We start from the raw sequence: 21,377 nt of genomic DNA, 5'->3' as shown, positions 1-21,377 counted from the left end.
CCTGATCGCCGGCAGCGCCGAGCTCGCCCGCAACCTCTCCGACGCCGGCCTGATCGACCGCTACCACCTGCTCGTCTTCCCGGTCGTCCTCGGTGCCGGCAAGCGGATGTGGAGCGAGACCGACAAGGACAAGCAGATGCTGAAGCTGCTCGATTCGGAGACCTACGCGAACGGCATCACCAAGCTCGTCTACGACGTCGTCCGCTGATCTCCGTCAGGGGCAGCGGGCGTAGAGACCTCTCGAGCCCGTCCCGTACGCGGCGGAGTCGGTGAACGCGCACCCGTAGTCGGGTGCGGCGACGGCAGCCCGGTCGAGCACGTCGTCGCCGGCCGGGCGGTCGCCGTTCTCGACCCAGTCGACGAGGTCTCCCCAGGCGGTCGCGGCTTCCGCGGGGCTGAACTCGCAGTGGCCGGACGAACGGATCGCCCGCTGCACGAGCAGCCCGTCGCGGTGGTGGCGGGCCACCTCACGCGCGTAGATCTGCTCGAGCGAGAACGGCACGAACATGTCGCCGAGGTTGTGCAGGCTCACCACCGGCGCGGTCGGGCGGCCGGAGATGACGGCCGGCGCGTTGAGCCGGTGGCTCTTGCGTCCGGCGCGGTCGATGGGATCGACCCGCTCGATCTCGGCGTTGAGATCGACCGGCGAGCTCGGCGTGTAGACGGTGTTCCGGTTGGTCGCGACCCGGCCGATGTTGAAGCCCAGGGTGCCGCCGTCGTCGACCGACGGCAGGCTGAAGAGGAAGTCCTTCCATTGCCGGAAGGCCGCCTCCGCGCCCGGCCGCGGACCACCGCTGCGCTCGATCGTCATCGCGCGCAGCTGCTCGCCCTCCGCCGTCAGCGTGCCGCCGAGCCCGAGCCGCTCCTTGATGATCGGGACGTCGACGCTCTGGTAGTCCCCGGTGTAGGGGTAGGCGTCGTGCCCGGCCAGCGCCTGGGCGCCCAGGTTGTAGTCGACGAAGAAGTCGAACAGCTCCACGTCACCCAGCTGCCCGCACATCGGCAGGGCGCCGTCATAGAAGCCCGGGTACTGCTCCAGCGAGCGCCCGACCACGTGCCCGCCCATCGACACCCCGGTCACATAGGTGCGGCTGGCACTGCGCGGCAGGAGATCGGAGGAGGCGTACGCCGCCAGGTCCCGCGTCGAGCGCACCCCGGCACCCACGTCGTAACCGTTGGTCGAGTAGCTCGACGCCGCCCAGGCGTAGCCCTGCTCGAGGAACGTACGCCGCAGCCCGAAGCCCGGGGTCTCGGGCGTCAGGGTGTAGCCGAGCCCGCGGTAGCCGTGAGCCCACATCACCAGCTTGCCGTTCCAGTTCTTCGGAACCTCCAGGACGTACGCCGCGTGCGCGTGCACCCCTTGGCGCACCTTCGTCGCCTGCCCGCCGACCTCGATCGGCGCCACCGGCGGGTTGCTGATCGTGTAACCGGGCAGCGGCTGGTCACCAGGTGGTTTCCGGTCGGCGAGCGCCGACCCGGTCGAGGCGACCAGGGCGGAGGCGGTCAGGAGCAGGGCGAGGAGAGCGGCTGACGCACGGGGCATGTCCCGAGAGTAAGGCTCGTTGTGACTGGCGTCACAAGATCAGCGCACGACGTGTCTCGTGCGTTGCGCACAAAGGCTCAGCGGCCGACGGCCTTCCGGATCGCCCCGAATGCCGCCCGACCGACGCCCTTGACGCCTGCCGCGATGAACGTCGTCCAGTCGAAGTAGTCGCGCCAGAGCACGATCTGGCCGTCGCGCACCTCGAACGTGCCGCACACCCAGAACTCGGCGGAGACCGAGCCGCGCCTGAGCACGTCGATGCGCTCGGTGAGCACCACCGGGCCGTTGGCCGCGATGTTGATCATCCGGACCTCGAAGCCGGTCGCGTACCTCCCCATGACCCGCAGCTGGCGCCCGACCTCGGAGAGGCCACGCGCGGGCGGGAGGGGCACGTTCTGGTAGGTGACGTCGTCAGCGCACAACATCAACGCCGCGTCGACGTTCCCGGTCTCGAGGGCGGCAAGGAACTGCTCGACAATCTGGATCTCGGTCATGCCACCACGCTATCCCCCGTCAGGACTGAAGGAGCGCCTGCACGACCGCCACCAGCCCGACCGCGGCGAAGTAGGCAATCAAGAGGATCCCAACCGCGCTGAAGAAGATCTGAGTCTGCCGAGTCACCTGGCCGAGCCTACGTGGCCCGCGAGCATTCAGCCACCGCCCGCGTAGGTCAGGCGATCTTCTCGATCAGCGCGTCGGCGTACTCCTGAACGGTGTTGCCCTCCTGGAACTGCTTGCCATCGAGCAGAACGGTCGGGGTCCCCTGGACACCGTCATCGGCAGCAGCCTGCGTGGCAGCCTCGGCCCAGTCCTTGCCCTCGAGGTCCTCGATACCGTCCTTGACAGCCGACTCCTCAGCACCGGCCTCGACGGCCAGGTCGACGAGATCGGCAGCCTCGGGGAACGGGCCGGACTCGCTGGGCTGGTTCTCGAAGAGCAGGTCGTGGAACTCCTTGGCGACCTCGTCGCCGGCCTTCTCCTGGACGACCGCGAAGGCAGAGGTGGCGAGCTCGGAGTAGGGGCCGATCTGGTCGAGGAGCACGAACGGGCGGTAGTCGACCTGAACCTTGCCGTCGGCGGCCAACTCGGCGAGATCCTCGCGGGTGGCTTCCTCGAACTCAGCGCAATAGGGGCACAGGAAGTCCTCGTAGATGACGACCTTGCGAGGCGCGTCGTCGGGACCGATGACGAGGCCGTGCTCGCTGCTGCCGGCGTCGACCGCGGTGACCTTGCCGTCCTCGGACCGGTTCAGGCTGAACCAGACGAGGCCACCGATGATCACCGCGATCGCGGCGACGATCCCCACGACGGTGAGGATCGACTTGCGGGCCTGCTTCTTGCGCAGAGCCTCCAGCTCCGCGGCGGCCTTGGCAGCGCGGGCCTCCCGCTTGTCTTTGCGTGAGGGGCTGCTGGCGGAATCCGTGCTCATGGGGCCAACATATGTCCGTCTCCTGAACGCAGGCTGAAACCACGCCATGGGAACCGTTATCACATCGTCTCCTACCCTCCCTATAAGCCGTTGACCAGCGGCGTTATGGTGCTGTGCGTGGCTTCACTGAACGAACGTCTGGTCTGGATCGACTGCGAGATGACCGGGCTGTCCCTCGAGAACGACGCACTCATCGAGGTGGCAGCCCTCGTCACCGACTTCGATCTCAACGTGCTCGGCGACGGCGTCGACATCATCATCAAGCCTCCGGCCGAGGCGCTGGAGCAGATGGACGACTTCGTACGCGACATGCACACCAAGTCCGGCCTGCTGGTCGAGCTGGAGAACGGCGTACCGATGCGTGAGGCCGAGGAGCAGGTCCTGGCGTACATCTGGGAGCACTGCGGCAAGGACTCCCGTCCGCCCCTGGGCGGCAACACGGTGGCCACCGACCGCAACTTCCTGGCCCGGGACATGCCCGAGCTGGAGGGTTTCCTGCACTACCGCAACGTCGACGTCTCCTCGATCAAGGAGCTGTCGCGACGGTGGTTCCCGCGGACCTATTTCTCCGCTCCCCCCAAGCGCGGCAACCACCGCGCCCTCGCCGACATCCAGGAGTCGATCGAAGAGCTTCGCTACTACCGCGAGGCGGTCTTCGTGCCCATGCCCGGGCCTGACTCCGACACGGCCAAGGCGATCGCGGCCCGGCACGGCGCCTCGATCACCGGGATCGTCGACCCCAAGGCGACCCCCGATTCCACAGATCCGGCCTGATCCCCTATGATTCTTGCTGGCTCGAACATGCGCTGTCCGGGCCGATGGTGGGCGTAGCTCAGCTGGTAGAGCATCGCGTTGTGGTCGCGAGGGTCGCGGGTTCAAGCCCCGTCGTTCACCCCAAGAGAACGGCCCGTCCGAGAGGACGGGCCGTTCGGCATTTACAGGGCGCTTGGCTTCCTGGATATACCTGACTAAAGTCAGATACATGACAGTGGACACCTCGGTGATGCGCAAGTTCAACATGAGCTACGTCCGTCGGGTGGGAGCCCTCGAGGACTCGTTCCTCGGCAGCGGTCTCCCCTATGGCACCGCCCGCATCCTCTACGAGATCGGTCTCGGCGCCGAGACGGTGCAGGACCTCAGGATCAGGCTCGGCGGCCTCGACTCCGGCTACGTCAGCCGGATGCTGCGGACGCTGGAGAGCAAGGGGTACGTCGCGATGGACCGCGACCCGTCCGACGGCCGGCGCCGGCTCGTGGCGCTCACCGAGGACGGCCTCAAGCAGTGGGACGACCTCGAGCGTCGCTCCGAGGAGCGTGCCCATCTGCTGCTCGATCCGCTGACGCAGCGGCAGCGCGACCGCCTCAACGATGCGCTGGCGACTGCCGACCTGCTGGTGCGAGCCGCCACGATCATCATCGAGCAGGTCGATCCCCGCGACCCGATCGCCCAGATGGCCATGGGCCACTACTTCGCCGAGATCGGCGACCGCTTCGGGTTCACCGTCGGCGACGAGGGCTTCGGCGACGACCCCTCCCTGCGGGCTCCCCACGGCGCGTTCTTCATCGCCGCCAGCGACGGTGCGCCGGTCGCCTCGGGTGGAGTGCGGGAGTTCGACGGCACCGGCGAGATCAAGCGGATGTGGGTCGACCCCGCCTGGCGCGGCGCCGGCCTCGGCTCACGCCTGCTGCGCCACCTCGAGGCCGAGGCGCTCAAGCTCGGCCACCGGGTCGTACGCCTCGACACCCGCGACGTCCTCAGCGAGGCGATCGGGATGTACGAACGGGCCGGCTACGAGCGCATCGACCGCTACAACGACAACCCCCACGCCACCCACTTCTTCCAGAAGGCGATGTCCTGAGCTTGTCGAAGGGAACTGGGCTAGACGTACGTCTCCAACCGGTCCAGCGGCGGCTGGGAACTGGGATGCGCGACGACCGCCGCACCGACCGCGCATGCCGTACGCAGCGCCTCATCGTCCGGCATGCCGGCCAGGATCGCGAGGGTGAGCGCGGCGGAGAACGCGTCGCCCGCGCCGACGGTGCTGACCACCTCCGTGGAAACGGCCGGCACCCGGGCGGTCTCGGCGCCTTCGGCGATCATGGCCGCGCCCGAGGCGCCATAGGTCACCGCGACCCGCTTGGCCTCGCCCAGCTCGGGCATCGCGGCATACTCGGTCTCGTTGACGATGAAGAGGTCCACCCGCTCCACGAGATCCGCCGGCAGCGGCTGCGCGGGCGCCGCGTTCACCACGACGAACCCGGCCGCCCGCGCGGCCACAGCACCGACGACGTCCAGAGGAAGCTCGAGCTGCATGAGGACGGCGTCGGCCGCCGCCACCACGAACCCGTCGGGCTCGACCAGCGCGTTGGCGCCGCCACACACCACGATCTGGTTCTCCCCCGCCGCGTCGACGGCGATCAGTGCCGTGCCGGTCGGGGCGTCGACGGTGCGTACGCCTTCCACATCGACCCCGGCGGACCGGACCGTCTCGACCGCCCAGGCACCGTCGGCGTCGGAGCCGACAGCCCCGACCATCCGCACCCGCGCGCCCAGCCTGCTCGCCGCGACCGCCTGGTTGGCGCCCTTTCCGCCGACGTCACGGCGCAGCCGGCCGCCGCCGACGGTCTCCCCTGCTCCCGGCAGCCGCTCGACGTCCGCCGTCAGGTCGACGTTGATGCTTCCGACGACGACCAGGTCCTGTGGCGCGCGCACCGGCATCAGGGCTGCCGGAGGCCGACGCAGGCGTAGGGCAGGTCGGAGACCCGCTCCAGCGGCACCTCGCGCGCCTCGGCGAGCCTCTTGACGAGACCCAGGTCGGCATCACGCGCCGGGTTGACCAGGATCCTCGCCGGCTCGCCGTGCAGCAGCAGCCGGACGGTGTCGTCGACGCCGGCCTCCACCAGGCTGACATCGCCGTCCCCGAACTCCTCCGCGGCGTCCTCGACCGCGTCCCAGCCCACCCAGGTGGGCTTGTGGTCACCGCCGAGGTGGGCCCCGAGGTCGAGCATCACCTTGGTGCGCACGATCGGGAACCGGGCCGCGACCGTGTCGACGAACCTCTTGGACACGTCGGCCGGAGACCGGTCGGCATGGAACGCAGCGCCGTGGAAGTCGTTGGGACCGACCCGATCGTCGTCGATGACGGCGCGCGAGACGAGGCCGGAGACGGTCGAGCCGAGGCACGCCGACGGGATCAGGTAGTCCTCCCGGGTGCCGTAGACCGCCACGCTCCGGCCGGGGTCGGCGAGCACAGCGAGCTCCGGGGAGAACGGCGAGGACAGATGGGCGTCGAGCGTCGCGTTGGACTTCTCGACCGAGGCCGCCAGCTCCCGGGCGATCGCACCCGTGCCGGTCCACCCGCCCACGAACATCACCCGAGCGGGGTCGTGGTGCGCGGCCAGATAGGCGAGCGCGGTCTGGTCGATGCCGCGCCCACGGATCATCGAGACCGCGTAGTGGGGCAGGTCGAGCCCGTGCACACGCTGGGCCCAGCGCCGCATCAGCACCCCGATCGGGGTGCCGGCACGCATCAGGGAGACCAGGACCGCGTCCTGCCCACGCCGAGCCAGCACCTGCTCGGTGACCAGGCCGATCGCGTACGCCACCCGCTGGGCCGACGCCGTCAGAGCTTCGTCGAAGAGCTCCCGGTGTGCCTGCGCCTGTTCGTCCTCCGGGGTCTCAGCTGAGGTCTCCGCCGGAAGATCCTTCACCAGCCAGGCGACGTCGTCACGCTCGTAGGAGCCGAACGCAGGGCCGTGGAGCGGCGCGGGCAGCTGGCGGGCCGGCTGGTCATGGCGTGGCTCCGGGGTGAAAGCCGGGACGGTCACGACCACGACCCGCGGCGCGAGCCGGGCGAGCTGGTCGACCAGGCCGCCCTCCTCGTGGAGTGCAGTGGTGTCGGCCGGCTCGTCGACGACCAGGACGATCGCCTCGTACGCACCCTCACGCAGGTTGTAGGCGAAGCGCGGACCGTCGCCGTCGGCGGGCGCGTCGTGAGACGGGAAGGTGATCGCGGTGCGGATCGCGTAGCCCGGGTCGTCGACGGCGAGCACCGGCGAGCGCGTCGTCGTCGAGTAGGTGATCTCGTGGCGCCTGCCCTCGGCCGCACGCCGGTCAGCCAGCGCGGAGGCGATCCGCAGAGGTGCGTACATCAGCTCCTCGGTGCCGAGGATGTGCACCGGACCGTCCGGGATGCGACCGGCGATCGCGGCGGCGGTCACCGTGACGGCCGACTCGTAGGAGCCGGCGGTGCCGGGCACGAAGCCGTGGCGGCCGCCCTCCGGGACTGCTCGAGGCCAGGTGGCGACGACCTGAACCACCTCGCCGCGCTGACCGCGGGTCGGCTCGACGCCGGCCAGCTGGCGGAGGTTCTCGACGGTATCGATGAGCCGGTTGCCGTTGTCGGCGAGGTCCTCGGGCAGCTCGATCTCACCGCTCGCGAGAGAGACGACGTCCAGAGTCGCGCGCAGCCGCTTGACCGAGCGCTCCATCCGGCCGCGGTCGGCCTCCGAGCGCAGGTCGACGAGGGCTGCCACGACGTAGTGCTTGTGCGGGAACTTCTTGTGCAGCGCCCGGATCGTGTTGACGATCGTCTTGCCGGTGATGACCTCGTCGTCGACCAGCACCAGAGTGTCCCCGCGGGCGAGGAAGGCGGGGTCTGCTGGAAGCAGCCGGTGGGCGGTCGCGTGCGAGTGCTCCTCGAAGAAGTCGGCGGCGGACTCGAGGCCGTCGACGACCCGGCGGGTGGAGTGCAGGTAGGGCGCACCGATCGCGTCGGCGACGAGATGTCCGAGCGCGGTCGCCGTCTCGGCATAGCCGAGGACCACCGCGTCGCCCGTGACTGCGGCGCGTGCCTTGACCCCCAGGCGCAGCGCGGCGTCGGTCACCACCCGCGGGTCGGTCGGGAGGTGCTTGCCGAGGACGGAGGAGACGAGAAGCTGTGCACGACGCGGGTTGCGCCGCACCGCCAGCCCGACCAGATCGGTGAGCATCATGCCGCTCGGCGCGTCGGTCGTCCGTAGACGCACACCCAGGCGTTCGGCCACCCAGGTGCCCGACCAGCCGCTCGCTTCGTCTCTCACAGGTGACATTCTCCCCCAAAGTGTCGGTTCTGACTCAACCGCAGGAAGGCCACCCCTGTCCACTGCTGCTCTGGTCCAGACAGCCCCGACGTCCAGAATAGGAACACGTTCTTGTCTGCGCCGGCGCGGGAGGAATAGGTTCCGCACATGCCTCGTCGCTCGGGAAGCCTCGGAATCGTTGCCGCCACGGCCGCAGTGCTCGCCTTCGGAGCCACGCTCCTGGCTCCGGTCGGACCGGCGGGTGCCGAGCCGGCGAAGGAGACGCCACAGCTGTCCCGCGAGGGTCGCTGGCTGGTCGATCAGCACGGCCGGATCGTGCTGGTGCACGGACAGAACCTGGTCTGGAAGCACGATCCGTACGTCCCGCCCGACTCGGCCGAGGGCTTCACCGCGGCCGATGCGGAGTGGCTGGCCGAGCACGGGTTCAACGGCGCCCGGATCGGCACCCTGTGGGCGGGCGTGACCCCGGATGCCCCCGGCGAGGTCGACGAGGACTACCTCGACGACTGGCAACGGGTGATCGACCTGCTCGCCGACAAGGGCATCTGGATGCAGTACGACTTCCACCAGGACATGTGGCACGAGACCTACGGCGGCGAGGGCGTGCCCGGCTGGGCGGCCAAGCGGCCGGCGCCCTACAACCTGCATCCGCCGATCAAGCTGTCCTTCCCCGCGACCTACATCACGCCTGAGCTGGCGACCGTCTACGACAACTTCTGGGCGAACAAGAACGGGGTCCAGGACGGCTGGGCAGCGGCCTGGGCCGCGGTCGCGGAAAGGTGGGGCGACCAGCCGTACTCGATGGGCTACGACCTCATCAACGAGCCCTGGGCGGGCCGGGAGTGGCTCTCCTGCCCGATCACCGGGTGCGCCAAGTCCTATCGCGACGAGTTCCAGCCTGCGTACGAGAAGGCCACGGCGGCGATCCGCCGGGCCGATCCCGACGGAATCGTCTGGTACGAGTCACAACTGCTCGCCAGCCAGGTCCCCAACTCGCGCTTCGGCCCGGTCAACGACGACCAGGTCGGCTACTCCTGGCACAGCTACTGCCCGTTCGGCTTCCTCGACTCCCAGGGCATCCCGCTCGGGGTCGGTGGCTGCAAGGCCTACGACGAGAATCACCATCGCAAGGCGCTCGAGCAGGCCGAGACGATGGGCGCGACCAGTCTGATGTCGGAGTTCGGCGCGACCGACAACACCGAGCTGCTCGCCATCGACACCGCCACAGCCGACGACCACTTCGCCTCCTGGATGCACTGGGCCTACAAGCACTGGGACGACCCGACCACCGCCGACGGGCGCCAGGGCATGTTCGCCGACGACGCGGATCTGTCGACGGTGAAGACCGAGAAGCTGCGTACGCTGGTCCGCACGTATCCGCAGGCCACGGCCGGCACCCCCGTCGACCTCTCGTTCGACCCCGCGACCGGCAGGTTCAGCTACACCTACGAGCCGGCCGCGGAGATCGATGAGCCGACGGAGATCTTCGTCAGCCCGATCCACTACCCCTCGGGTCCGGACATCGCCGTCGAGGGCGGTCGGGTAGTCGGCGAGGCCGACCACAACCGGATCCTCGTCGAGGCGAACGGAACCGAGCCGGTGACCGTCACGATTGACTAGGCTGGTCGCGTCTCGTCCGCTCCCGGCGTACGTCGGTCCAGCCCTCGGAGGATCAGTTGTCCGTCTCGCTCGCCAAGGGACAGTCGGTCTCGCTCAGCACGGCTGACGGCCGCACCATGACGCCGGTGCGGATCGCGCTGGGATGGGACGCGGTCCGGCAGGGCCTCTTCGGTGGGTTCCGCGGCGCTCACGTCGACATGGACGCCTCCGCGATCCTCTACGACGCGGCCGGTTCACACGTCGACCAGGCCTGGTTCCGCCAGCTCAAGTCGAAGGATGCTGCCGTGATCCACTCCGGTGACAACCGGACCGGCGCCGGTGACGGCGACAACGAGTCGATCATGGTCCACCTCGACCGCGTGCCTCCCGCGGTCGAGCAGATCGTGTTCACGATCAACTCCTTCACCGGGCAGAGCTTCGCCCAGATCCAGAACGCGTTCTGTCGCGTCGTAGAGGAGGACACCCGCACCGAGATCGCTCGCTTCGACCTGAGCACGACGGGGCCGCACACTGCCGAGATCATGGCCAAGCTGAGCCGTTCCGAGGGTGGCTGGAAGATGACCGCGCTTGGCGAGATCGCCAACGGACGTACGTTCCAGGACCTGCTGCCGTCGATCGCGCCGACGCTCTAGGAGGCTGCTGCGCCTAGCGCTTCAGCTTCTTGACCTCGTCCTTGGCCTCCTGCTGGGCGATGGCCTCCGCCTGGTCCTCCTCGCCGAAGACACCCTCGACCCTGGCCTTCTCGACCTTCTTGAACTGGCGCAGCATGCTCCACGCGATCACCGCGACGGCGACGCACAGCGCGATGAAGATGCCGAAGGCGGTCCAGCCCGCGACCACGTCCTCGTCCTGCGGCGGGACGGGCTCGGGGACGGGCTGGGAGGTGTGCAGGGTCTGCGTCGTCATCGGGAGGCCGGACATGACGACATTGTCTCACTTCACCCTGAGAATGGCTCAGACGGTGACGACCTTGCCGAAGCTGATCTCGCGGCCGACAGCGGCCTTGCCCTCGTCGTCGGCGGTGGCCGGGTCGAGACCGGCGAACAGGTCCGTCTCCTCGCGCCTGGTGGCCTCGGGCACCGGTACGTAGGAGGTCACCAGCTCGAAGTCCTCGGTCGGCCAGGCCTCCTTCTCGATCTCCCGGGGCACCGCGAACCAGGGCCCGTCGGGGTCGATCTGCGTGGCGTGGGCGAGCAGAGCCTGGTCACGGACGCCGAAGTACTCACCACATTCGACCTTCGTCGTGACCCGCTCGTCCCAGCTGGGGTCACGCTTCCAGGTCTCGAGGCGCTCCTCGTACGGCGAGGTGAGACCGTGACGCTTGATCGCCTCGTGCAGCGCGATCATGCGCGGGTAGTTGAAGGTGTGGCTGTAGTAGAGCTTCAGCGGCTGCCACGGCTCCCCCGCGTCGGGGAACCGGTCGGGGTCGCCGGCGGCCGCGAACGCCGCCACCGAGACCCGGTGGCACATGATGTGGTCGGGGTGCGGGTAGCCCCCGTTCTCGTCGTACGTCGTGACCACGTGCGGCCGGAAGGAGCGGATGATCTCCACGAGCCGGCGCGTGCTCACCTCGAGCGGCACCCGCCCGAAGCAGCCCTCGGGCAGCAGCGACCAGTCCTTCGCGCCCATCTCTTCGACCAACATGAACTCCTCGACCCAACCCGAGTCGACGAATCCGAGCCAGTCCTGCTTGATGCCGAGGATGTCGCGGGCGCGGTGCATCTCCTCGCGGCGGATCTCGTGGATGTTCTCCAGGATGCCGGGGCGCTCCATCTTCGGGTTGAGGATGTCGCCTCGCTCGCCACCCGTACACGTCGCGACGTGGACGTCCACGCCCTCGGCGACGTACTTCGCAGTGATCCCCGCGCCCTTGCTCGACTCGTCGTCGGGGTGCGCGTGCACGTGCATCAGGCGGAACGCCTGCTGGAGCAGATCTGGCATGGGTTCAATCCTAGCCACGCTCCGTCTCACGGTTCGGTTACCCGCTCCCACTACGCGGACAACTTTGGTGGTAGGCGCCCGGGACGGATGTGCGGTAGCAACCAGGGGGATGGGACCATGATCCCCGTGAGCACGCCGTCATCTGCCGAAGCGGAGCCCGAGCCCGTGAGTTCAGAAGAGTCCCGCATCGCGGCCCGCTACGGCCGAGGCCCGCGCCGTCGCCCGGGCGTACTCATCGTCGCGCTGGCCGTCGCCGTGGTCGCGATCGTCGGCTGGTTCGGTTGGGCGCTGTGGGCGGCCCTCCACCCCGAGGTCTCCTCCGGGCTGGAGAAGTGGGAGGCGATCAGCGAGAACGAGGTCGAGGTGACCTTCGTAGTACGCCTCCACGACAAGGACGCGACGCCGGTCTGCTCCGTCGAGGCCGAGGACGACAAAGAGGACAAAGTCGGCCACCTCGAGTTCACCGCCGGCGAAGGCCGCCAGACGATCACCATCCCGACCGAGCGTCGCGCGCTCCGGGTCGAGTGGGGTGACTGCAGGGTCGAGTGACCCTGCTTCTCAGGTGTTTCCTGCACTTCTCGGGCAATGCAACGCCGGAGAAGTGCAGTGATACCCGGTTGACCGGGTATCACTGCACGGGAATCACTTCCCCGTGAAGACCTCGGTCTTCAGGATCTCGACCTTGAGCGGCCCGCGGGGGCCCTCGTAGGTCACCGTGTCGCCGACGCTCGCGCCGATGAGAGCGGCACCGATCGGCGAGGCGGCCGAGGAGATCTCGACACCGCCTGCGTAGTCCTTCATCTCGATCGAGGCGATGAGGCGAGTCTCGGCCTCGTCGTCGTCATCACCCTCGAACTTGAAGGTGACCAGCTTGCCGACCGAGACGACGCCGTCGTCCTCGGGGACCGTGGTGTCCGCCTTGCGGAGCAGCGCCTCGAGCTGCTGGATCAGGCCCTCGAGCTTGCCCTGCTCCTCGCGGGCGGCGTGGTAGCCGCCGTTCTCCTTGAGGTCGCCCTCGTCACGGGCAGAGCTGATCTCAGCAAGGATCTCTTGGCGCCTAGGGCCCTTCAGGTACTCCAACTCCGCGGTGAGCTTGTCGAATGCACCCTTGCTGAGCCAGATAGTGGCAGCCGTGGTCTCGGTCGACTGAGTCATAGCGAGTTACTCCTGATGGGTAGTGAATATGTAAGGGGCGCCGGTCGACCCCCATCAACCGGCGCCTTCTCTCCCTGCTGTGCGGGCGTGGGTCACCCCTGCTGAGCGTTCTGCGGGAGATTGTCAGAACCTTCAGTTTAACAAGGCAACCACACCCGAAGACAGTCTGCGACCGAAACGTTGCGCAAACCGACCTCAGGACCGTTCCACGGCACGTCGGGCCACACCCTCACGGGCTGACCGCGGGATAGCCCTTGCCACGCAGCTGTTCGAGCACTCGCTCGGCGTGGTTCTGGCCCCGGGTCTCGAGCTGAAGCTGCACTCCCACCTCGGCGAGTCGCAGCCCGGGCGTGGTGCGCGAATGCACGACCTCCATGACGTTGGCGCCGGTGTCGCCGATCACCGACAGCAACGTGGCCAGCGCTCCCGGCTGGTCGGGGATCTTCACCGTGACCGGCAGATAGCGTCCGGCCAGCGTCATGCCGTGCTGGATCACCTTGCCGAGCAGCAGCGGGTCGATGTTGCCACCGGAGAGCACCACCACGACAGGACCCTCGAAGGCCTCGGGCGCATCCATCAAGGCAGCCACGCCGACCGCGCCGGCGGGCTCAACGACCTGTTTGGCCCGCTCCGCGAGCGACAGCAGGGCGCCGGAGATCGACTCCTCCGAGACCGTGCGGATCTCGTCGACGTAGGACTGGATCATCGGGAAGTTGGTCTCCCCGGGAAGGCCGACAGCGATGCCGTCTGCCATCGTCGGCATCTTGTCGAGCCGGATCGGACGGCCCTCGCGCAGCGAGACCGGATAGGCCGCGGCCGTCTCCGCCTGCACGCCGATCACCTTCACGTCGGGGTGCTTCGCCTTGATCGCGAGCGCCGCCCCGGCGAGCAGACCACCACCGCCGAGCGGGATCACGACCGTCTTCACGTCGGGCGTCTGCTCGAGGATCTCGAGACCGATCGTGCCTTGGCCGGCGACGACGTCGGGGTGATCGAACGGGTGGATCATGACGGCACCGGTGCGCTCGGAGAAGGCGATCGCGGCCTCGAGGCACTGGTCGACGTACTGCCCCTCGAAGATCACCTCCGCGCCGTACGAGCGGGTCGCCTTCTCCTTCGGGATCGGCGCACCCTCGGGCATGAACACGGTGGACGGGATGCCGAGGGTGGTCGCCGCCAGGGCGACTCCCTGGGCGTGGTTGCCCGCACTGGCGGCGACCACCCCGAACTTCCGCTGCTCCTCGGAGAGCCGGGCGATGCGTACGAACGCTCCGCGGGCCTTGAAGGAGCCGGTACGTTGCAGGTTCTCGCACTTGAGGATGACGGTGTCACCGACCAGGTCGGTGAGCCAGCGGGCTCCCTGGACAGGGGTCTCGGTGATGTGGTCGCGCAGCAGCTCGCGGGCCTCGACGATGTCGTCGTAGGACGGCTGACCATGCATCTCAGACACTGCCTGCTCCTGGGCTCGAGGGTGGGGGGAAGGTCGGGCCGTTGACCGGCGGCGGAGGCGGTTGCAGCCCCTGCACCGAGGCCGCGGACGCCGCTGGTGTGGCTGTCAGATGGTTGGCCACGGCGTTGAGGGCGGCCACGAGCGGCACGGCCACGAGCGCGCCGGCCACCCCACCGAGCACGATGCCGGTGGCGACGGCGAGGATGACGCCCAGCGGGTGGACCCGGACCCAGCGACCGAGCAGGAACGGCTGCAGGCCGTGGGCCTCGAGCTGCTGGACGAGGATCACGCCACCGAGCATCAGCAGCGCCGTCACCGGCCCCTGGGACACGAGCGCGACGAGCACGGCGACCGCGCCGGCGACTGTGGCGCCGATCAGAGGCACGAACGAGCTCAGGAAGACCAGCACACCGATCGCCGCCACGAACGGCACCTGCAGCGCCGCGGCGACGATCATGATGCCGACCGCGTCGACCGCGGCCACGATGACCGTGGCCCGGGTGAACTGGGTGAGCGAGACCCACGCGACCCGGCCGGAGCTGTCCATCCGGCTGCGTGCGGCGCGCGGGGCGAGCCGGACCAGCCAGCCCCAGATCCGCTCGCCCTCGGCGCAGAAGAAGTAGGTGGAGAAGAGCACGATGAACAGGCCGGCGAACACGTCGAGGGCGACGCCGCCGACCTCGCTGACGCGGGAGAACGGGTTGGCTGCGTACGACGCCGCCCAGTCCTCCAGGGTGGTCTGAACCGTGTTGAGCCAGGTGTCGATCTGGGTCTCGCTCGCGTGGAACGGACCGTTGATCAGCCAGTCGCGGATCTCGTCGAGCGCTTTGACGGTCTGCCCAGCCAGATCGCTGAACCCGTTGGCGACCTGGGTGCCGGCGAAGCTGAGCATGGCGATGACTCCCGCGAGCACACCGATCACGACGAAGAGCGCCGAGATGCTCCGCTTCATGCCTACCCGGGCCAGTCCGTTGACGACCGGGGAGACGAGCGCGGCGATCAGCAGCGCGATGACCACCGGGATCATGACGATGCTGAGGAAGCCGAGCGCGCGGACGATGAGGTAACCGGCGGCGACGATGACCAGGAACCGCCAGGCCCACTGCGCGGAGAGCTCGACGCCGTAGGGGACGTCGGTGCGGCTGACGGCCTTGGGCGCCGTCACCGGCTCGGGCGCGGCCAGCTGCTCCTGGCGCTCCTCGCGCAGGCGCTCGAACTGGTTGACGAGGCGCAGCGCGAAGCTCTCGGCCGACTCACGAGCCTCCGCGGCAGCCTCTTTGGCCACCTCGGCCGACTCGCGCGCGTCGGCCTCGTCCTGAGCCATCCGCCGCGCCTGGCGGTGGGCGTCGCGTGTTTCCCGGTTGCGCTTGAACGCGCTGGTCATCCGACCGAAGCTCCCCTTCGCGGTCGACTTCTCGTCGCCGGAAGCATCCCCCTGATCTGTCACCTGACAGAGGCTACCGGGAGGGTGTGAGGTGGGTCGCAAGGCGGCGTGCGGTCGTGGGGTGCGACCTGGCGAGCAGGCCCACCGCGGCCAGCACGTAGTCGGCGTCGACCGCCCGCAGCGGCGACTCCGCGCTTCGCGCGGGTACTCCCTCGCTCGGCGCAAGCGGACGAGCAAGCTCGCCGCTCGGCCTCGCTCCGGTCATCTCAGGGAGCTGCCACCCGCCGCGGGTCGACCAGCGCATCACCCGTTCCTCGATGCGCGCACGCCCATGCCTCAGCACGCCGCCCGAGCCGATCACCACACCGACGCGACGCAGGTCCGTGCCGGTGCGCTCGATGACCTTTCCTCCCGGGGACAGGACGACGCGAGAACGTCCCGCGTGCCGCTGCAGGGCGGTGGAGATCGCGATCCTGGCCAGGAGCTCGTCGATGTCCTTGTCCTGCTCGGTGCGCGGCAGCCATCCGGGGTGGTTGCGCCGATGCTCGACCTCGCCGGTGAGATCTGACTCGGCGAGGCTCGGGTCGGAGTGGTCGGCCGCCTCCAGGGTCGTGATGGCCGACCAGCGCATGCCCAGGTCGCCCTCGACGGTCCGGGTCACCGGGGTGACCGCGACGACCTCCTCGCGCACGTGCTCCGCCTCAGGGTCGGGGCGGACCACGCTGTGCACGTCGGTGGTGGCGCCGCCGACATCGACGACGACGACATCCTCGCCAAGCACCTCCGCCAGCGTCTCGACACCCTGGAGCACGACATCGGGGGTCGCGCCCTGGACGATCCGCCGGAAGTCGGCCCGGCTGCTGAGGTTCTTGCCGCCGATCACGTGCTCGAGAAACATCTCGCGGACCGCGGCACGGGCGCTCTCGGGCGCCAGCACGCCGATCTTGGGAACGACGTTGTCGCAGTTCACGTGTGGGATGTCGGCCAGGATCTCGTCGATCTCCGGGTTCGCGTCGCGGTTGCCTGCGACGACCACCGGCCCACGCCAACCGGAGGTGACCAGCTCGCGCGCGGCGAAGACGATCGCGTCCCGGTTGCCCCCGTCGGTGCCGCCGGTCAGCAGCACCAGGTCAGGGGTTGTGAAGCTGAGAGTGGCCCCCAGGTCACTGTCGGCTTCACGACCTGCGGTCGCGATCACCGCGACGACCTTGCCGCCGCTGGACAGCGCGACGCGCCGCCCGGCCTCGGCGGTCACCAGCTCCTCGTTGCCGACGACGGCGATCCGCAGCCCGCCGCCCGCCGACGAACAGGCCAGGATCTCGGCGTCGGCCGCCCGGGAGTCGGTCTCGGTGAGCGCGGCCAGACAGGCGTCGTACGCCTCCATCACCTCGTGCAGCGACGTCGGCGCGCTCGCGCTGCCGAGGACCTCGCCGGAGGAGAGGTCGACATGGAGCGCCTTGGTCCAAGTGGAACCGAAGTCGACGCAGACCGCTGTCTGGGGCCCGTCAGCCCTGGTCAAGGGCCTGCTCGAGGTCCGCGACCAGGTCCTCGGCGTACTCGATCCCGACGGAGAGCCGCACCAGGTCGGCCGGCACCTCCAGGTCGGTGCCGGCGACCGACGCGTGAGTCATCCGGCCCGGGTGCTCGATGAGGCTCTCGACGCCGCCGAGCGACTCGCCCAGCGTGAAGATCTTGGTGCGCTCGCACACCGCCAACGCGGCCGCCTCGCCGTCGGTGACACGGAAGGAGACCATGCCGCCGAACCGCTTCATCTGCTTCTGGGCGGTCGTGTGGCCGGGGTGGGTCTCCAGGCCCGGGTAGATGACCTCGCCGACCTTCGGGTGGGAGGTCAGGAAGTCAGCGACCCGCTCGGCGTTGTCGCAGTGGCGCTCCATGCGTACGGCCAGGGTCTTGAGACCGCGCAGCGTCAGCCACGCGCCGAAGGGGTCGGCGATCGCGCCGGCGGCGTTCTGCAGGTAGCCGATCTTCTCGGCGATCCCGTGATCGCGGACCACCACGGCGCCGCCGACCACGTCGGAGTGGCCACCGACGTACTTCGTCGTGGAGTGCACCACGGCGTCGGCGCCGAGCGTGAGCGGCTGCTGCAGGTAGGGGCTGGCGAAGGTGTTGTCGACAACCAGCAGCGCGCCTGCCTCGTGGGCGACGCCGGCCAGCGCGGAGATGTCGGCGATGTTGAGCAGCGGGTTGGTCGGGGTCTCGACCCAGACCAGCTTGGTCTTGCCCGGCTGGATCGCGGCTGCGACCGCGTCGACGTCGGCGACCTGCGCGGACGTGTGCGCGATCCCCCATTGGCTCTCGACCTTGTCGATCAGCCGGTGGGTGCCGCCGTAGGCGTCGTCGGGGATGACCATGTGGTCACCGGGCCGCATCAGGCTGCGGATCAGGGTGTCCTCCGCGGCCAGACCGGAGGCGAAGGCAAAGCCCTCCTCCCCCTCCTCGACCGCGGCGAGAGCGCCTTCCAGCGCGGTGCGGGTCGGGTTGGCGGAGCGGCTGTACTCATAGCCGTTGCGCAGGCCGCCGACGCCGTCCTGCTTGTAGGTCGTGGTGGCGTAGATCGGCGGGATCACCGCACCCGTCGTCGGGTCGGGCTCGTAGCCCGCGTGGATCGCCTTGGTCTCGAAACCGGCCTTGCCGAGGTGCTGCTGCTCGCTCACACAACGAGCCTACGTCCGATGCTGTGTTCCATACCACCGGGCCCTCGGGCCATCCGGGAACGTTCGTGCACCGAACTGTGTTGGAGACTGGTAGCAACCCTGACTTCTGGAGGTCACTCATGTTCGGTCGCCCAACTCAGCTCCTCTCCGAGGACCGTACGCTCGCCGGGCGCGACCAGGCGCTCTTCGACCTGCCCGCGAAGCACCGGGTCCTGGGGACTCCGCTGCTCGCCTCTCCCGAGGACGGGACCGCACCCGAGGGGTCCGAGGTGGCGTACTTCGGGCTCGGCTGTTTCTGGGGTGCCGAGGAGATCTTCTGGCAGACGCCGGGGGTCTACTCGACCGCGGTCGGCTACCAGGGCGGCACCACGGCCAACCCGACGTACGACGAGGTCTGCAGCGGGCAGACCAACCACACCGAGGCGGTTCGGGTCGTCTTCGACCCCGCGGTGGTGTCGTACGGGGAGCTCGTCAAGAAGTTCTTCGAGGTGCACGACCCGACGCAGGGGATGCGGCAGGGCAACGACGTCGGTACGCAGTACCGCTCGGCGCTCTACTACGTCTCCGACTCGCAGCGGGAGACCGCCGAGGAGCTGACCAAGATCTATGGCGACGAGATCGCGAAGCGTGGCTACGGCGAGATCACCACCGAGATTCGTGACGTCCCGACCTTCTACGCCGCCGAGCCCGAGCACCAGCAGTATCTGGACCGCGTGCCGAACGGCTACCGCTGCCACGCGAACACGGGCATCCCCTTCCCCGCCTGATCCCGGTCCGCCGGCCTCAGGTCAGCGGCAGGTACATCACGTGCAGCCCGACCCGGCCGTGCGACTTGGAGTCGAACGCGTCGGGGACGGTGCCGATGATCTGGAAGCCGAGCGACTGCCACAGGCGTACGGCGGAGGTGTTCGTCTCCACGACGGCGTTGAACTGGATGCCGTGGAAGCCCTGCTCGCGGTGCCAGCTCACGCAGTAGTCACCGAGGGCGCGGCCGATGCCCTTGCCGCGGGCCGCCGAGGAGACCATGAACGAGGCGGTGCCGATGTGGCGGCCGCGGCCCGGACGGTTGGGGCCCATCTTGGCGCTGCCCAGGATGAGCTCGTTCTCGGCCTCACCCTCGACCGCGACGACGACGTGGTCATACATCCACATCTCGCTGGCCTCCTCGGAGGCGAGCCCTTCGGGGTAGGCGTAGGTCTCCCCCGCCTCCACGATCTCGGACCAGAACGGGTAGATCTGCGGCCAGTCCTCGGCCGTCGCCTCACGGATCCGGATCACAGGTCGGTCGCTCCGTCGATGGCCTCGCGCATGAGGTCGGCGTGGCCGCAGTGCCGGGCGTACTCCTCGATCATGTGGACCAGGATCCAGCGCAGGCTGAGCGACTGGCCGTCACGAGTGCGGCCGACTGCGATCTGGTCCAGGGACTCGGCCGCGTCGGTGAGCTCGTTGGAGCGAGCGATCGCCTCGCGAAGCAGCGCGCGGAGCGTCTCGGGGTCGTCGGCCTTGGCGCTGCTGAAGTCCCAGTCCACGTCCTCGTCCCACGGCGCGGTGTCGAACGGAGGGGCCTGGTCGGCGCCGGCCAGACGTACGCCGAACCAGACGTCCTCGACGTGTGCCATGTGCTTCACGATTCCCGCCAGCGTCATGGTGCTGGGCGGGACGGGGCGGTTGAGCTGCTCGTGGTCGAGGCCCGCCACCTGCCTGAGCAGGGTCGCCCGGTGGAAGTCGAGGAACGTACGCAGGGTCGTGGACTCGTCCGCGACGTAGGGGGCACCGGTCGGGTGTCGGGTGTCCTCGAAGAGTGGCTCGGTCATAGGCGCCAACGTAGCGGGGGCGAGTTTCCTCGGCGAATCACTTCCACGAAACTGAAACGCGTTCTAGATTTGGGGGATGCCCCACACACCTGGAAATCCGCAGAGCCCCGAGAAACCGCTCAGAGTCGTCGTCTGGTCCACCGGGACGGTGGGTCGCCATGCCATCGCGGGCATCGATGCGCACCCGGACCTGGAGCTCGTCGGTGTCTGGACATCGACACCGGAGAAGGCCGGGAAGGACGCCGGGGAGCTGGCCGGCCTCGGACGTACGCTCGGGGTGGCGGCGACCACGTCGCGCGACGAGCTGCTGGCCCTCGAGCCGGACTGCGTGGTTCACGCGGCGATGACCGACGACCGGGTGTTCGAGGCGATCGAGGATCTGACCGGGCTGATCCGGGACGGGGTCAACGTCGTCTCCTCCGGGCCGGTGCTCCTGGTCCACCCGCAGGGGACGCTGCCGGACGAGATGATCTCGGGCATCCACGAGGCTGGCCGGGAGGGCGGTGCGTCGCTGCACGTCAACGGGATCGACCCGGGTTTCGCCAACGACGTCCTGCCGCTGGCGGTGACTTCCCTGTCACAGCGGATCGACCATGTCCGCGTCAGTGAGATCGCCGACTACTCGACGTACTTCCAGCCCGTCGTGATGAAGGATCTCTTCGGTTTCGGGGGCTCGCTCGAGGACAAGCCGTTCCTGTGGAAGCCCGGGGTGCTGAGCACCGCGTGGGGCCCCGTCGTCCGGGTCCTCGCCGCGGGGCTCGGGGTGACCCTCGACGAGCCGCTCGTCGAGCACGTCGAGCGGCGGCCGGCGACCAAGGACACGAAGACCGTCTCGGTGGACATCGCGGCGGGCACCCAGGGCTCCGTACGTTTCACCGTCACCGGCACCGTCGACGGCATCCCCCGCATCACCCTCGAGCATGTCACCCGGACCGACGCGACCTCCGACCCCGACTGGCCGGTCCCGGCGACGGGCGACGGCTGCTACCGCGTCGAGGTCACCGGCGAGCCGTCGATGACCGTCGAGCTCAGCCACCACGGCGAGCACGGCGACCACAACGTCTCCGGGATGATCGTCACCGCCCAGCGCCTGGTCAACGCGATCCCCGCCGTCGTCGCCGCCTCCCCCGGCCTCGTCTCCCCTCTCGACCTCCCGCTGATCACCGGCCGCGGCCTGGTTGCTCGATGACTGCCGAAGCGTCACTCCCGTCGGCCGAGGCGTCACTCCGGTCGCCCGAAGCGTCGCTCCCGTCGGCCGAGTGGGCAGAGCCGTGCCCACTCGGCC

The 21,377-nt window shown here is 69.1% G+C and carries 22 protein-coding genes and 1 tRNA gene; 9 read left to right on the top strand and 14 right to left on the bottom strand.

Annotated features, from left to right (window positions below; genetic code table 11):
- The coding region (locus H5T77_RS21960; protein ID WP_292652739.1) for a dihydrofolate reductase family protein at nucleotides 1–208 on the top strand (208 nt) is incomplete at its 5' end.
- A gap of 6 nt (nucleotides 209–214) precedes the next feature.
- On the opposite strand, the gene H5T77_RS21955 is transcribed toward H5T77_RS21960, so the two are convergent.
- The 3 genes from H5T77_RS21955 to H5T77_RS21945 all read right to left on the bottom strand — a co-directional run bounded on the left by H5T77_RS21955 (nucleotide 215) and on the right by H5T77_RS21945 (nucleotide 2,972).
- Nucleotides 215–1,543: a hypothetical protein gene (locus H5T77_RS21955; RefSeq protein ID WP_292652738.1), complete on the bottom strand. Its 1,329-nt coding sequence runs from the start codon at nucleotides 1,541–1,543 to the stop codon at nucleotides 215–217.
- Nucleotides 1,544–1,620: 77 nt separating this feature from the next.
- Nucleotides 1,621–2,037: a limonene-1,2-epoxide hydrolase family protein gene (locus tag H5T77_RS21950; protein ID WP_292652737.1), complete on the bottom strand. Its 417-nt coding sequence runs from the start codon at nucleotides 2,035–2,037 to the stop codon at nucleotides 1,621–1,623.
- A gap of 176 nt (nucleotides 2,038–2,213) precedes the next feature.
- On the bottom strand, nucleotides 2,214–2,972 hold the full coding sequence (locus H5T77_RS21945; RefSeq protein ID WP_292652736.1) for a DsbA family protein: 759 nt from the start codon (nucleotides 2,970–2,972) through the stop codon (nucleotides 2,214–2,216).
- Nucleotides 2,973–3,077: 105 nt separating this feature from the next.
- Here H5T77_RS21945 and orn point away from each other — a divergent pair, with 105 nt between their 5' ends.
- The 3 genes from orn to H5T77_RS21930 all read left to right on the top strand — a co-directional run bounded on the left by orn (nucleotide 3,078) and on the right by H5T77_RS21930 (nucleotide 4,830).
- Nucleotides 3,078–3,746, top strand: a complete 669-nt coding sequence (orn, locus tag H5T77_RS21940) for an oligoribonuclease (RefSeq protein ID WP_292652741.1) — start codon at nucleotides 3,078–3,080, stop codon at nucleotides 3,744–3,746.
- A 47-nt stretch (nucleotides 3,747–3,793) separates the two neighbouring features.
- A tRNA-His gene (locus tag H5T77_RS21935) sits at nucleotides 3,794–3,869 on the top strand.
- 85 nt (nucleotides 3,870–3,954) lie between these two features.
- Nucleotides 3,955–4,830, top strand: coding sequence for a bifunctional helix-turn-helix transcriptional regulator/GNAT family N-acetyltransferase (locus tag H5T77_RS21930; RefSeq protein ID WP_292652735.1), 876 nt, complete (start codon nucleotides 3,955–3,957; stop codon nucleotides 4,828–4,830).
- A gap of 20 nt (nucleotides 4,831–4,850) precedes the next feature.
- Here the strand turns inward: H5T77_RS21930 and H5T77_RS21925 are convergent, their stop codons facing one another.
- Both H5T77_RS21925 and H5T77_RS21920 read right to left on the bottom strand, forming a co-directional pair.
- Complete coding sequence (locus H5T77_RS21925) at nucleotides 4,851–5,684, bottom strand: ribokinase (RefSeq protein ID WP_292652734.1); 834 nt, start codon at nucleotides 5,682–5,684, stop codon at nucleotides 4,851–4,853.
- A gap of 5 nt (nucleotides 5,685–5,689) precedes the next feature.
- Nucleotides 5,690–8,062 (bottom strand): phosphoribosyltransferase domain-containing protein, encoded by a 2,373-nt coding sequence (locus tag H5T77_RS21920; RefSeq protein ID WP_292652733.1) that lies wholly within the window; start codon nucleotides 8,060–8,062, stop codon nucleotides 5,690–5,692.
- Nucleotides 8,063–8,200: 138 nt separating this feature from the next.
- Between H5T77_RS21920 and H5T77_RS21915 the strand changes: the two genes are divergently transcribed.
- The gene (locus tag H5T77_RS21915; RefSeq protein ID WP_292652732.1) at nucleotides 8,201–9,673 is read left to right on the top strand and encodes a cellulase family glycosylhydrolase; all 1,473 of its coding nucleotides are present in this window, start codon (nucleotides 8,201–8,203) and stop codon (nucleotides 9,671–9,673) included.
- Nucleotides 9,674–9,729: 56 nt separating this feature from the next.
- Nucleotides 9,730–10,305 (top strand): TerD family protein, encoded by a 576-nt coding sequence (locus H5T77_RS21910; RefSeq protein WP_292652731.1) that lies wholly within the window; start codon nucleotides 9,730–9,732, stop codon nucleotides 10,303–10,305.
- Between the two features lie 13 nt (nucleotides 10,306–10,318).
- On the opposite strand, the gene H5T77_RS21905 is transcribed toward H5T77_RS21910, so the two are convergent.
- Nucleotides 10,319–10,594, bottom strand: a complete 276-nt coding sequence (locus H5T77_RS21905; protein WP_292652730.1) for a hypothetical protein — start codon at nucleotides 10,592–10,594, stop codon at nucleotides 10,319–10,321.
- 33 nt (nucleotides 10,595–10,627) lie between these two features.
- A complete protein-coding gene (gene mca, locus H5T77_RS21900; RefSeq protein ID WP_292652729.1) occupies nucleotides 10,628–11,614 on the bottom strand; it encodes a mycothiol conjugate amidase Mca in 987 nt (328 codons plus the stop codon).
- Nucleotides 11,615–11,779: 165 nt separating this feature from the next.
- Here mca and H5T77_RS21895 point away from each other — a divergent pair, with 165 nt between their 5' ends.
- A complete protein-coding gene (locus tag H5T77_RS21895; protein WP_292652728.1) occupies nucleotides 11,780–12,163 on the top strand; it encodes a DUF4307 domain-containing protein in 384 nt (127 codons plus the stop codon).
- Between the two features lie 93 nt (nucleotides 12,164–12,256).
- Here H5T77_RS21895 and greA read toward each other — a convergent pair whose 3' ends face one another.
- The 5 genes from greA to H5T77_RS21870 form a co-directional block, all read right to left on the bottom strand.
- A complete protein-coding gene (greA, locus tag H5T77_RS21890) occupies nucleotides 12,257–12,769 on the bottom strand; it encodes a transcription elongation factor GreA (protein WP_292652727.1) in 513 nt (170 codons plus the stop codon).
- Between the two features lie 229 nt (nucleotides 12,770–12,998).
- Nucleotides 12,999–14,210, bottom strand: coding sequence for a threonine ammonia-lyase (gene ilvA / locus H5T77_RS21885; RefSeq protein ID WP_292652740.1), 1,212 nt, complete (start codon nucleotides 14,208–14,210; stop codon nucleotides 12,999–13,001).
- Between the two features lies 1 nt (nucleotide 14,211).
- A complete protein-coding gene (locus H5T77_RS21880; RefSeq protein ID WP_292652726.1) occupies nucleotides 14,212–15,666 on the bottom strand; it encodes an AI-2E family transporter in 1,455 nt (484 codons plus the stop codon).
- Between the two features lie 10 nt (nucleotides 15,667–15,676).
- A complete protein-coding gene (locus H5T77_RS21875) occupies nucleotides 15,677–17,122 on the bottom strand; it encodes a glutamate mutase L (RefSeq protein ID WP_292652725.1) in 1,446 nt (481 codons plus the stop codon).
- Nucleotides 17,109–18,278: a cystathionine gamma-synthase gene (locus H5T77_RS21870; protein WP_292652724.1), complete on the bottom strand. Its 1,170-nt coding sequence runs from the start codon at nucleotides 18,276–18,278 to the stop codon at nucleotides 17,109–17,111. Before H5T77_RS21870 ends, H5T77_RS21875 begins: the two co-directional genes overlap by 14 nt.
- A 119-nt stretch (nucleotides 18,279–18,397) precedes the next feature.
- Here H5T77_RS21870 and msrA point away from each other — a divergent pair, with 119 nt between their 5' ends.
- Nucleotides 18,398–19,045, top strand: a complete 648-nt coding sequence (msrA, locus tag H5T77_RS21865) for a peptide-methionine (S)-S-oxide reductase MsrA (protein WP_292652723.1) — start codon at nucleotides 18,398–18,400, stop codon at nucleotides 19,043–19,045.
- A gap of 16 nt (nucleotides 19,046–19,061) precedes the next feature.
- Here the strand turns inward: msrA and H5T77_RS21860 are convergent, their stop codons facing one another.
- Nucleotides 19,062–19,556, bottom strand: coding sequence for a GNAT family N-acetyltransferase (locus H5T77_RS21860; protein WP_292652722.1), 495 nt, complete (start codon nucleotides 19,554–19,556; stop codon nucleotides 19,062–19,064).
- Nucleotides 19,553–20,092: a DinB family protein gene (locus tag H5T77_RS21855; RefSeq protein ID WP_292652721.1), complete on the bottom strand. Its 540-nt coding sequence runs from the start codon at nucleotides 20,090–20,092 to the stop codon at nucleotides 19,553–19,555. Before H5T77_RS21855 ends, H5T77_RS21860 begins: the two co-directional genes overlap by 4 nt.
- Nucleotides 20,093–20,168: 76 nt before the next feature.
- Between H5T77_RS21855 and H5T77_RS21850 the strand changes: the two genes are divergently transcribed.
- Nucleotides 20,169–21,281 (top strand): NAD(P)H-dependent amine dehydrogenase family protein, encoded by a 1,113-nt coding sequence (locus tag H5T77_RS21850; protein ID WP_292652720.1) that lies wholly within the window; start codon nucleotides 20,169–20,171, stop codon nucleotides 21,279–21,281.
- Nucleotides 21,282–21,377 lie beyond the last annotated feature (96 nt).

This window comes from Nocardioides sp. (genome assembly GCF_014360585.1).
Taxonomy (GTDB): Bacteria; Actinomycetota; Actinomycetes; order Propionibacteriales; family Nocardioidaceae; genus Nocardioides.
The sequence above is the reverse complement of the archived record's forward strand: the minus strand, read 5'-3'. Positions and strand labels throughout refer to the sequence as shown.

What these genes read in the sequence shown, in the direction of transcription:
- H5T77_RS21955 (WP_292652738.1), bottom strand. Translation starts at nt 1,543, where the DNA reads ATGCCCCGTGCGTCAGCCGCTCTCCTCGCCCTGCTCCTGACCGCCTCC.
- H5T77_RS21950 (WP_292652737.1), bottom strand. Translation starts at nt 2,037, where the DNA reads ATGACCGAGATCCAGATTGTCGAGCAGTTCCTTGCCGCCCTCGAGACC.
- H5T77_RS21945 (WP_292652736.1), bottom strand. Translation starts at nt 2,972, where the DNA reads ATGAGCACGGATTCCGCCAGCAGCCCCTCACGCAAAGACAAGCGGGAG.
- orn (WP_292652741.1), top strand. Translation starts at nt 3,078, where the DNA reads ATGGTGCTGTGCGTGGCTTCACTGAACGAACGTCTGGTCTGGATCGAC.
- H5T77_RS21930 (WP_292652735.1), top strand. Translation starts at nt 3,955, where the DNA reads ATGACAGTGGACACCTCGGTGATGCGCAAGTTCAACATGAGCTACGTC.
- H5T77_RS21920 (WP_292652733.1), bottom strand. Translation starts at nt 8,062, where the DNA reads ATGTCACCTGTGAGAGACGAAGCGAGCGGCTGGTCGGGCACCTGGGTG.
- H5T77_RS21915 (WP_292652732.1), top strand. Translation starts at nt 8,201, where the DNA reads ATGCCTCGTCGCTCGGGAAGCCTCGGAATCGTTGCCGCCACGGCCGCA.
- H5T77_RS21905 (WP_292652730.1), bottom strand. Translation starts at nt 10,594, where the DNA reads ATGTCCGGCCTCCCGATGACGACGCAGACCCTGCACACCTCCCAGCCC.
- mca (WP_292652729.1), bottom strand. Translation starts at nt 11,614, where the DNA reads ATGCCAGATCTGCTCCAGCAGGCGTTCCGCCTGATGCACGTGCACGCG.
- greA (WP_292652727.1), bottom strand. Translation starts at nt 12,769, where the DNA reads ATGACTCAGTCGACCGAGACCACGGCTGCCACTATCTGGCTCAGCAAG.
- ilvA (WP_292652740.1), bottom strand. Translation starts at nt 14,210, where the DNA reads ATGCATGGTCAGCCGTCCTACGACGACATCGTCGAGGCCCGCGAGCTG.
- msrA (WP_292652723.1), top strand. Translation starts at nt 18,398, where the DNA reads ATGTTCGGTCGCCCAACTCAGCTCCTCTCCGAGGACCGTACGCTCGCC.
- H5T77_RS21855 (WP_292652721.1), bottom strand. Translation starts at nt 20,092, where the DNA reads ATGACCGAGCCACTCTTCGAGGACACCCGACACCCGACCGGTGCCCCC.
- H5T77_RS21850 (WP_292652720.1), top strand. Translation starts at nt 20,169, where the DNA reads ATGCCCCACACACCTGGAAATCCGCAGAGCCCCGAGAAACCGCTCAGA.